The following is a 12,707-nucleotide window of genomic DNA, read 5'->3' on the forward strand; positions in this document are numbered from 1 at the left end:
AAGTAGAATTTTTGGACTTGGGGACGAGCCTGGTGACGAATATTCTAGATGCAAAAATAGAGGGTTTAAAGTCCTGACTGTGGAGTTGTTAAAAAAAGTGAAGTTTGAAACCAAGGAGACCCTTCCGGCTGGATATTGTCCAGTCGGTAGGGTCTGCATTTTTCTGTATACGCTTTCAATTAGCCAGATATTCAACGAACCTTGCAAAGATCGTGGCTACTTCGGCGCGGGTGGCGGTGGCTTTGGGAGCAAAAAAGTTGTCCGGCTTGCCTACTACAATGCCGATGTCCCGCAGCGCCTGAACGGCCTCCAACGCCCAGGAGCTGATCTCACTCTCGTCCGTGAAGGACTTAGAGTGGCTTTCAGGTATCTCATAGCCTTTGTACTTCATGTAGTTGTACAGTATCACCAGCATTTGCTCGCGCGTCATCGGTGAATTGGGGTCAAACAGGTCTGCGTTTGTACCGTTGACTATGCCTTTTTCGGCCGCCCACTCGGCTGCCGCGGTGTACCACTGTCCGTCCGTCACGTCGCTAAAGCGGGAACTCGTATAACTGGAGAGGTTTACGTTCTCAAGATTGGCCAGTACCTGCACGAACATTGCACGCGTCATCGCGGTGCCGGGTGAGAACGTCGTGGACGTCGTGCCGTTGAAAAGATCGTATGTGTAGGCGAAATTTATATCGTTGTAAAACCAGTCGTCCATGTTGGCATCCCTGAAAGGATTGCCCGATAGCACGAGGAAGCCCAGTGGGGTGGCGTCATCAAACGCCAGCTCCGTACCCTCACGGATGTTCAGCGACATGCCGTTGTCTAAGTCAACTCTTGCGCCGCTCGGTCCTACCACAACCGTTCCGCCGTTCCGTATCTTCGATCCGCCGTGGATATCCACACGGTTGCCGTTTGGCAAGTTCACATGGGCATCTTTGCCGCCTACTGTAACGGTACCGTCGCTCGCTATCGTCGAGCCGCCCGAAATGGTCACTGTGCTGTTGCCGCCGGGTAGTGTCACTTCGGCGCTCTTATCTGCCGGAATGGTTACCTTACCGTTTGAGTCTATCGTCGTGCCTTCGGGTACCTCAATCTTGGTCCCGCCTTTGGTCGCAATCTCGCCACCGCCGGGGAGGGTGGTGTTGCCGTTTTTGTCTGTGACCGCGGGTTTATCCTTCGGTGTATACACTGTGTAGGTCGACTTCAACGTTCCAGCGTCTGTCCCGGTGCCCGTATTGTCGGTGTTGACCGTATTACCGATGTTGCCGGTATTTCCGGTGTTGCCCGTATTGCCGCCAGAATCAGGCACAGTGGGAGTCGTCGTCTTCATCGGCGTTGTCGTAGCACTGGTCTGCGCGCCGTCGCCCTTTGCGTTCACCGCGATGATGGTGAAGTTGTAGCCTTGGCCGTTTGTCAGGTTCTTAAAGGTATATTTGGTCTCCGTCGCATCCAGTGTGACCGGCGTCACGTTGCCATACCATACCTTGTAGCCCAAGATCGCACTGCCACCGTCGTCAGCAGGAGCAGTCCAGCTCAATGTGACCTGTCCGTCACCGGCTGTCGCCTTGAAGCCGCTCGGAGCACCGGGCACGACGGGTTTTCTCTGCGAGAACATCCAATCAAAGACATCTGTGTAGTCATTGTTCCAAGCTGGCAAGTTAGAGGACTGCGCCGTGGGAGCTATGCTCCAATTCCCCATAGTTATCTGGTTGTAAAGAACCGCCGCTTCAACTTCGTGCGCTATGTAATCAGCCAGAACAGGTGTGTTGGCCGGATTCGGCCTCAGATTCGGCTGATCAAATTGATTGTAGGGCCAGGTAAGAACCTCATTACTTTCAAAGCGCGAAGCCCTTGCGTTGATCATTTTCGGCATATTGTTATTTATGAAGTTATTGAGGTTAGTCTGATAGCCTGCAACGTTATGAGCATTTACAAACATCCAATAGGCCAGGTTGTTGTGAGCATCGTTGGCATTAGCGTTGGGTGAACCGCTTACCGGGGCCATAGGTGCGGCGGCAGCGAAGAAGCCAGGGTAGCTGTTAACTAAGTTGTTTGTATACTGGCCGCCCCATGAGAAGCCTGCTGCGTAAACACGGTTAGAATCTACTTCACCGCTGGCAATCAGGGCGTCTATGACCTTCTTAACATTTTCTGTTGAGGGAACAGATACGCCATTATAGGAAATATTCAGTACATGGCTGGCGTACTTATCGGGATTTTGCTCCATCTTTTTCATTAGAGCGACTGAGCCGTTGGCGGATTTCATGGCCGCTTTTTGGTCTGTCGCAGCGTTTGTGCCGCCGCGTGACATACCATGTGTATAAACATACAGCGGCAATCCTTTCATCACGTTACCGTCTTCATCCTTGTGAAGGTAGAGCGAGCGATTGACCGAATTATCCGTGAAAGTTGTGAACTTATCGAGGATTGGATTCACAACTTTTTCCTGTTCAAAAACCACATTGTGAAGCGGATTTCCTTCTGTCAGTAAGATTTCGCCTTTTTGGACAACGGTGTAAACCTGCTTTGTCGAGTTACTGCTGCCATCCAGCGTTGTATTGCCGCCGCTCTCTGAATAAAACTCAGACTCAACGACGATGTAACGACCGCTCGCCAGTCCGTCCTGATAATCTGGTGAATGACTAATCGGCCCGACATAGCCGCGTACCTTTGGCTCGTCATTAGCGTATACCCTTGTGATTTTGCGTGGTCCTTCAAAGGTCACTGCTTCGCCGTTCAGGGTCGTGTTCCTAGCCGATAAGGCAAATAAGTCCGGATTAAGCGCGGAGCCTAACGCCGAATTTCCCTCGCCTAAATCAATGATAACAGCCGTTGTGTACTCGCCACTGGCGAAGTTGTCATTCCATACGATAAAGGGAAGTATCCCCGCGTCCGGATCGTTTTTGAATGTCACATGAATGGTATGATCAGCCTCAATATTCGTAAAGGTATAAGTGCCAGCAGATAGAGTTACGATCTCGCCGTCTACCGTTACGGTATCCACAATTTTGCCGTAATCGGGGGTAAACGTAATTTCTTTGTTAGAGCCCCGATCTACTCTCAGAACATCCCCGGGTGGGTTCGACATGATTGAGCCGCCCGGTCCCGCCGTTGCGGTGATTGAAAATCTGTTATCCACTTCATTGGCTGAAGTGAGCTGCAGGCTGTCTGTAAATGAAACAGAGCTGGTATAAGCCGCGTCCGGATCTCCGAAACTGGACACGACTTCATAGCGGTCACCGCCCTTTTCCGTTGAGTTATTAATGTAAACCTCAAAGGTAAGCTTGCCCTCCTCCAAGGTCAAGGTTCTTTTGGGTATTCTCATCTCCACGATATATCCTGTTTCCGTGATCTGGGTCCATGCAGCTCTGCCCGGAGCGGCCTGCCCTGAGAACACACCCGTCGAGCTGACACGCCATTGGTTCGAGCCGCCGGTTCCGGTACCAACATAAAACTCCAGGCTGTCGTATCGGTGATCTGCGCCAGCTCCCTGATATAGATTACTGTCATTAACAACTACGCGGGCATACAGGTAGTCATGATCCCAAAGGATTCTGGCTGTGCCCGTGGCATGGGGTCTGGGGTCGGTGGGTACCGTGCTTTTGTTGATGTGATGCTCCATGGTTTGGTCCCAGAGGGGATCGTTTGACCCGAGTTCGGGAGTTCCAAAAATGGCGGTGGGTGTTTCATTCGCTACTGTGTTCTCGATGTTGTCAGTGGCGGCGGCATAACTGGTAGGCATTAGCGACGCCACCATTACCAAGCAACAGAGGAACGCGAGCATTCTGCTAAATCGTTTTGGCATAAATGAGAATCCTCCTTATTTTTCGATGCGGTACGCCCACGGCTTACCGCATCGTATTCGGACACGTTGTCCATATGACAAGCGCCCAACTATATATATTATGTTTATCAGGCATTCAATCCTTTAATTTACACATAAACCATACGTAAACATCTAGAACGGCAGAGATGCCGTTTTATTGTTTTGATAATCTTGTACGCATCTGTGCATGTAGATTGCTTCATATCAATAGTGTTGCATTCTGCATTCATTTCAAATTGCAATAAAAAAATCCACCTTATTAACAAGAAACTACATTGAATTAGAAGTGTTGAAGACGTAATATGAGGAGAAATGTAAGCGCATTCATTTCAGGGTGTTTCTTTAGCTCCTTGAAACGAGGTGGTCTTGTTTTAAAGATAAATAAGGATTACGTGCTTTTGAATATTAAACGAGGGGAAGAATGCTATGCGAAAGCGGATTTCAATCATAACGTTAGCTTTACTTTTGACCTTCAATAGCTGGTTTAATCTTGTTCTGCCATTTAGCAATCAAGCTTCAGCGGACACAATAACACCAACGATGTTGGCGCATTATCCCTTGCTTGAGGATGTAGAGGATATATCAGGTAATGAAAATCATGGAACGGCTGTAGGAAACATTACGTACACCGATGGTCTCACTCTACCTGGGGGAACAGATAGTAATACAAACTACGTTCAGCTTCCTACTGGTTTGTTTGATCATCAAGAAAATACAACGATTTCTGTATGGATCAAGAGCAACACGGGGAACGGGAACTACTCCGCATTATTCTACGGTACGCCAGCAGCTGAAAATAAATTGCCAACGAATTACTGGATGTTTAATCCATCCAATCCAAGTGGTGATTTTAAGTCCGTATTTACAGATCGCAATAATGTTGACCAGCCTTGGACGACTGAGGTAGGAGTATCAGGCACTTCTACGTCACAGTACAAAGGTCAATGGGTTCACTATACGACGGTCATTACAGAACGCTCTATTACAGGTTACATTAACGGTGTAAGTATAGGCACGACCGCCAAAGAGAAAACAACAGCAAGCTTTGGTACTGATTTGCATGCTTACATCGGTCGCTCCAATTATTTAGGGGATGCTACTTTTGCGGGCAGCTTTCAAGATTTAAGAATTTACGGAGAGGCACTAAATAATGAAGATATCGCTGTAGTATATGAACAATCCTTTAATGAAAAGCAAGTACAACAAGGCAAAATAGAGCTAACGTTAGGTGATATATCGGCAGTTACAAAATCCCTTGAACTGCCTACTGAAGATAAGAATGGCGCTATGATCTCATGGACTTCTAGTGATGAGAGTGCGATTAGTCCAACAGGGGAAGTGTTCTTACGAGAAATGGAGCAACAAGTGACGTTAACTGCAACCATTTCTTTAGGTGGAAGCCAGGCAACGAAGGAGTTCATGGTTACCTTACTACCTAAGGATGACTCTATTGAGCAGATTGCCGTTAAGAATGTTTCACTTAATGAACCTACATTTATTTTATCAGCGGGGGACAGCGAGACATTAGTGGCTACTATTTCACCTTCAAATGCAACGAATAAAAGAGTCATCTGGACATCTAGTGACTCTGGTGTAGCTATTGTTAATTCAACGGGTAAAGTTACAGCTGTTAGTGTAGGTACAGTCACAATTACGGCACAGACTGAAGATGGAGAGTTTACAGCTACATCAGCCGTTACCGTTAAGGGAAAATCGCTAAATGATGATCTTATTCTTCATTACAATATGAAAACGACAGAAGAAGCAGACGGTCAACTCGTACTGAAGGACGTTGCCAAAAAGGTAGTTACATTTGACGGAATATTTAGAAATCCAGACAATGGACAATTTATTTCAAACAGTGAGGTTGGCTTTATTTCCTTCAATGGTGGAAGCTCTACATCGAACAGTGGATATGTTGAGATTCCTAAGGGCTCCAATGGACTGGATCTATTACAAGGTCTGGATGAGATTACCGTATCTTCAATCGTGAACTGGACGAATGATGGTACGAATCGCTGGATTTTCGGTTTGGGTACTGTATTAACACCAGAAACGAACAAATATTTCTTCGTAACACCACGTCACGGTAGTGGATCAGGTAATATGATTGCTACAGGTATCTCTAAAAATGGCTGGCCAAACGAAGCATTAGTTACAGGTAGCGCAAACTCCAACCTTATCGGTGGGCAGTGGAAGCATGTAACGGTGTCCTTGTCCGAAGTTAGCAATAGGATAACGTTATTCGTGGATGGAGCTAAGGTTGCTTCGGGTAATGCAAAGGGACTAAAGCTGTCAGAAATTATTAATCCGGATGCTACTTTCTCTGGCTTTATCGGTAAATCAATCTTCTCAAACGATCCATATCTTCAAGGTAGCATTGCTGATTTCCGAGTATATGATCGTGCGTTGACGGAACAAGAAATGGGCGAGTTATATCAACAGGAAGCAGTAACTCACATCTCCCAAATACGTCAGCTCACTGTTGATGATGCAGCGAATCAACTTAACATCGGTCATTACTTAGACGAGACAGATCAGAGTGCTGAGCAGATAACGAAAGACCTTACCTTACCGACGAGCGGTAAAAACGGTGTAAGCATCACTTGGAGTTCTAGTCATCCTACGGTCATTTCTAACAGTGGTACTGTGCAACGTCCAGCTGTTCAAGCAGGTAATGTTCAAGCAGAGCTTACGGCTACTTTAACGTATCAAGGTGTATCTAGAGCGGCTGTATTCCCTGTTACGATCTTGAAGCAATTTGATGATCAGCAGAAGGTTGATCTAGATGCTGAACAAGTAGAGATCTACAATGCGGACAATGTTAAAGGCAACTTACGTCTTGTCACTACAGGAGAACAAGGCTCCACCATTACATGGACATCCAACAGGCCGGCGGTTGTTAAAGGAACGGCTGAAGCGGCTGGTAACGCTACACAGTTAGGCTGGGTAAGCCGTCAAGCTACGGATACGCCCGTTACGCTAATAGCTACAATTACGAATGGTGCAGCTTCTAAACAGCTTACGTTTAACGTTACGATTAAACAAGCAGCTGCGCCAGTGCAGCATGATGCTTACTTCTTTGCGTACTTTACAGGTGAATATGAGGGTGGTGAAGAGATATCCTTCGCTACAGCTGAAGATCCATTGTTCTGGAAAGCGCTGAATAATGGTAAGTCGATCCTTCAATCCGATATGGGTGAAAAAGGACTTCGTGATCCATTCGTTATTCGGTCACCAGAAGGTGATAAATTCTATATGCTGGCAACCGATTTGAAAATGGGTGAAAGTACAAATTTCGACCAAGCTCAAATTACGGGTAGTCATTACATGATGATTTGGGAGTCGGAGGATCTCGTTCATTGGAGCGAGCAGCGTATGATCGAGGTTGCTCCTAAGACTGGAGGAAATACGTGGGCACCAGAAGCTATCTATGATCCAGTAACTGGAGAGTATATCGTATTTTGGGCATCATCGATGAAAAATACGGAGACATATGGTGATTATAACGGAAGACCTGAAGGTCAGTACAATGTGATGTACTACGCAACAACAAGAGACTTCTACAACTTCTCTGAGCCAAAGGTCATGATTGATGAGTCACTTCCGACCATTGATACGACGTTTATTGAGCATAATCAGATGTTGTACCGATTCACCAAATCAGAAGTGAATACGAAAGTGTATGTGGAGAAAGCACCAACTTTCTACGATGACAAGGACGGTATTGCAGCAAACGGCCTTCAATACGACGCAGTTCCGGGTACACGTGACAATAAACTTGGCTTGATCGGAAAAAATGGAAATAATGAAGGGCAAACGATTTTTAAAGATATTCATAAAGACAAATGGTATCTGTTCCTTGATTCATGGCCATATCATGTCCGATATACAACAGATCTGGATAGTAGCACGCAATATATGAACAATGTATTAAGTAGTGATCAATATGCACTTCCGCCAGGACCACGACACGGAACGGTAATTCCAATCTCACGTGCAGAGTATGATGCTTTGCAAGAGAAGTATGCATGGAAAGGTCCGGCACCATCAACAGACCCGGTTGTACATTACTCATTCGATGCAAATACAGTGAATGGTACAACGTTGAATGACATTTCTGGTAATGGTCATCACGCAACACTAGTAGGTGGAGCAACGATTAATGAAGAGGATCGTATCGGTAAAACGGGTGGTGCACTAGAACTTAATGGATCAACAGGATATGTGAAGCTGCCAGATAACTTGATTCAATCCTTGAATCTTGAGAAGGCTACGTTCTCTACATGGGTTCAAATGGACAGAAATCAAGCAAATCAAAGAATATTTGATTTTGCTTCCGAAACAGGCAGACAGGTTAACCGCAACACCATGTACTTGAGCACACAAGGGGATACAGGTAGTCTGGAGTTTGCTGTCGTAACACCTTTTACAGAGAAATTTAGCAGTGACAGCACGCGACTGGGATCAGAATATAAATATGCGGTGAGAAATTCCGGGCTATTACCAACAAAGACTTGGCAGCATGTTGCAATTACAATGGATGAATTTGATGCAGTATTGTATGTGAATGGTCAAGAGGTTAAACGTAGCTCGACATTTAACGTGGAGCCGAGAATGTTACTGGAAACAACGATGAATTATATTGGTAAATCGAGAAACAGCTCTCATAGTTTATTTGATGGTAAATTGGATGATTTCCGTATTTATAATCGTGCATTATCCGTTGAAGAGATTGCAACATTAGCTGATGAAGACGTTACTCCTCCAGTAGAGCAGCCATCTGGGGCAGAGCTCATTCTTCACTACGATATGAATGATATCGATGGTGCGACGGTTATTGACCAAACAGGAAACTTCAACGGAAAATGGATGAATCCGTCTAAAGCAGAATGGATTCGTACACAAGATGCTGGTGTACTAAGCTTTACTGGTGGCACAACTAACTCTTATGTAGAACTGCCACAAGGAGTACTTGATGGATTAACGGATATGACCGTTTCATCCATTGTGAACTGGAGCGGTAAAAACGCTGCCGAGTGGTTATATGCATTAGGAAGACCAAACAATAATACGCACTATACGTACTTCACACCACGTTATAACGCTAACGGTCTAGCTCGCCTTGGTATCGCGACGAATGCTTGGAATAATGAGTCTTCAACTTCTACCACAGGCTTAAAGAATAATGAATGGAAAGTAGTTACGACTGTTGTTTCAGGCACGGATGGTACACTAACGCTTTATATTGATGGTGTTGCTGTTGCATCAGGCTCAACGAATGGAATGACACTAGAACAAATAAAAAATACTTTAGGTAGTAGTGGGTACATCGGTAAGTCATTCTATACAGCTGATCCATACTTCGGCGGTATGATTGCAGACTTCCAAATCTATGATGGTGCTATGACTGCGGCAGATATTACATCACTTAAGGCTCATGCAGATCAGAAGATTGCTTTGATGGAGGGCATGCTTGTATCAGCTGCGACAGAGAAATTAACGATTAATGATCTTCTTGCTTCTAATACATCAAAAGATGCGATTATAAGCAATGTCACATTGCCAACATCGGGTGCTTATGGCACAACAATAAGCTGGACTTCAGATAAGGGGAATGTCATCTCAACTACAGGTGCCGTAACCAGACCAGCTAACGCAAAAGGTGATCAAGTTGTAACGTTAACAGCAGTATTTACAGATGGTACAGAGACAGTTAACAAAACTTTTCAGTTGACGGTTAAGGCATTGCCAAACGATGTCACTTCTGTAGATGAAGCAAAAGCAACACTAGTCGTTCATAACATTAATGATGTAAGAGGTCACATAGCACTACCAGCATCTGGACTATACGGAACAACAATTACTTGGGCTTCTGCTCAACCAAACGTCGTTTCAGTTACTGGAGAAGTAAAACGTCCGGCACACGGTAGTGGAAATGTGGACGTGAAGCTTACAGCTACGATTAAATTAAATTCAGCATCCACTACGAAGGAATTCATTGCAAAGGTGAAGGAACTGCCTGCTGATGAAAATTATGCGGGATACTTTTTCACATATTTCACTGGAGAAGGTACTGCAACAGGCGAGCAAGTTTACTTTGCGCTAAGTAACGGCAATGATCCGTTGAACTGGCGAGAATTGAATGATGGTAAACCTGTATTGACCTCTACCTTAGGGGAGAAGGGTGTACGTGATCCGTTCATTATTCGTTCGCCTGAAGGTGATAAGTTCTACATGATCGCTACCGATCTGAAAATTAACGGCAATGGTAACTGGGGTAGAGCACAGACATGGGGCAGTCGTTCCATTATGGTTTGGGAATCGAATGATCTAGTCAACTGGACAGATCAACGCATGGTAGAGGTTGCACCGGAAGAAGCGGGTAATACATGGGCACCAGAAATTATGTACGACAAGACAACGGGTGAATATATCGTATTTTGGGCATCAAGAATGTTTGATGATGCATCCCATACAGGCAGTGCTTATCAAAAAATGATGTATAGCAAGACAAGAGATTTCTATACGTTTACTGAACCGCAAGTATATTTGGATTATGGATATTCAATCATTGACACAACGATGATTGAGCATGAAGGAAAAGTGTATCGCTTTACGAAGGATGAGCAAAACAACGGAGATTCTGCTCCATTTGGCAAGATGATCTTCCAAGAGGTGGGTGACTCGATCTTAGATCCAACCTTCAAGATGATTAATCAAAGCGTTGGTAACATCAAATGGGTTGAGGGTCCAACGATCTTCAAATCGAATACAGATGAAAAATGGTATTTATTCGTAGATGAGTTTGGTGGAAGAGGGTATGTTCCATTCGAGACAACAAATCTTGCATCAGGTGTCTGGACATTAGCTTCTAACTACAACTTACCCGCTAGTCCGCGGCACGGAACGGTAATTCCAATTACACAAAGTGAGTATGATGCACTCAATGGGAAGAACGTACCCGTTAGCGGAATTAGCTTGGACAAAACAACGTTGTCAATCGTAGAAGGTAAATCAGGGCAATTGACAGCTACGGTAACACCAGCTAATGCAACGAAAAAAGCAGTAACATGGAGCTCAAGCAATACAGCTGTTGCCACTGTAAGTGCGACAGGTCAAGTAACAGCGGTGGCACCAGGAACAGCAAGGATTACAGTAACTACAGTGGATGGTGGTTTATCATCTAGCGCTACGGTAACGGTAACACCATTGGTTGATGGAACACCACAAGCACCAGGCAGTGGTAATGGAAATGGTGGCGGTGACGGTAACATCCCTGCACCTACAGCACCACCAGCTCCAGGTGGAAGTGATCAAGTGGTCATGGACAACGGCCAAATACACATTAAGCCGGTCGTAAATGAGAGCGGTGCTTCTAAAGTGAAGTTAAGTGCGGATACGGTGAAGCGTGCGCTTGATCAAACGACAGGCGGTAAGCTACACATGCAAGTTGAAGCTGATGCAAGCTTGAACGGGCTAACGATTGAGCTCGCAGTAGATGCGCGCTTAACAAATGGAGCTTCTATGGTAGATCGCATCGAGATCAACACAGGCTCTGCAGTCGTAACCGTGGCAACCGAACTGCTTGGAACAGGAACAAGTGCAGGGAAAACGTTAGGATTGTCGATTAAGAAAATCGCAGCTAATCAACTGCCAGCTGGCGCACAAGCACAGCTGAACGGTGAGGTCGTATACGATATCGAGCTAACGATTGATGGTAAGAAACTTACAGAGTTTGATGGCAGAGATGATCTCGTAATTGAATTGCCATACACACTAAAGGCTAACGAAAATCCAAACAACGTCGTTGTATACGATGTGAAGGACAACGGAGAGCTAAGAGTGGTGACGAATGGTAAATACAATGCAGCGACAGGAAAAGTAGAGTTCAAGCCAACGTATCTAAGCAAGTATACGGTAGCGTATGTTTCAACGAGCTTTAAGGATGTGACCCAAGATTGGGCGAAGGATGCGATCTCAGTATTGGGAGCAAGAGGCATTGTGAAGGGTGTAGGCGACGGCGAGTTTAATCCGAATGGTCAAGTGACAAGAGCAGAATTCATCACCATGCTGATGAAGTTGTTTGAGCTATCGGATGAGAGGGCAACGACAAGTTTTAGTGATGTGAAGCAAGGAGAATGGTACCATGGAAATATCGCAACCGCGCAGAAGCTGGGGATTGTGAATGGGAAACCAGATGGACGATTCGGAGTTCATGAGAACATTACGCGAGAAGATATGGCGGTTATGGTATACAAGGCGATCCAGATTAAGCAACTAGCGTTAGCAAGTGGTGAAGCTGCAGCCTTCAAGGATGAAGCAAACATCGCAAGTTATGCGAAGCAAGCGGTAAAGGCAATACAGGGAGCAGGCATAATAAACGGTGTTGGTAACGATGAGTTTGCACCGAAGAAGAATGCTAGCCGTGCAGAAGCAGCAGTGATGATCTATAATTTGTTGGGTTTGATGTAGACACGTTAAGTATAGGGCACCTACATGAGTGATGAGGAGGCAATATAGCTCCTGGGTTCCATTACGAAGGACAATGCTGACCCGAAAGGGTTGGCTTTTTTTTGCCTTAGCCAATTGGGTTTGTGAAACGCGCAAACAAAAAACTATTTGCTATGCAGGTAGAGGGATTGAGGGTTTGAGCACCAAGACTATTCCAATAAAATTCAGAAGATCAGGCTTAACGAAAGAAATTTTCTTAGATGGCAAACAAGAGCTTTAGCTAGATCACACAAATACCACATGCTATTCATCCCGAAATATAGAAGGAAAGAAATTTATAATCAAGTGAGAAGAAATCTGATCGAAATTAAATGCTGAAGTTCATCGCTGTTAATTTAAAAGTGTTAGAATAAGATAAAAAAATATTAATAAAAGG

2 protein-coding genes and 1 pseudogene are annotated in these 12,707 nt (G+C 45.2%); 2 read left to right on the forward strand and 1 reads right to left on the reverse strand.

Annotated features, from left to right (window positions below; translation table 11 throughout):
- Positions 1–175: 175 nt before the first annotated feature.
- Complete coding sequence (locus tag MKY44_RS08260; RefSeq protein ID WP_341006728.1) at positions 176–3,796, reverse strand: S-layer homology domain-containing protein; 3,621 nt, start codon at positions 3,794–3,796, stop codon at positions 176–178.
- 447 nt (positions 3,797–4,243) lie between these two features.
- On the opposite strand from MKY44_RS08260, the gene MKY44_RS08265 reads away from it, so the two are divergent.
- Complete coding sequence (locus tag MKY44_RS08265; RefSeq protein ID WP_341006729.1) at positions 4,244–12,292, forward strand: immunoglobulin-like domain-containing protein; 8,049 nt, start codon at positions 4,244–4,246, stop codon at positions 12,290–12,292.
- 239 nt (positions 12,293–12,531) lie between these two features.
- Positions 12,532–12,640: pseudogene (locus MKY44_RS31510) on the forward strand (IS200/IS605 family transposase); the annotation flags it as partial.
- Positions 12,641–12,707 lie beyond the last annotated feature (67 nt).

The organism is Paenibacillus sp. FSL R7-0026 (assembly GCF_038004485.1).
Classification (GTDB): Bacteria; Bacillota; Bacilli; order Paenibacillales; family Paenibacillaceae; genus Paenibacillus; species Paenibacillus xylanexedens_A.

Bases quoted from the DNA above. Each gene is read 5' to 3' on its own strand.
- MKY44_RS08260 (WP_341006728.1), bottom strand. From the start codon at position 3,796: ATGCCAAAACGATTTAGCAGAATGCTCGCGTTCCTCTGTTGCTTGGTA.
- MKY44_RS08265 (WP_341006729.1), top strand. From the start codon at position 4,244: ATGCGAAAGCGGATTTCAATCATAACGTTAGCTTTACTTTTGACCTTC.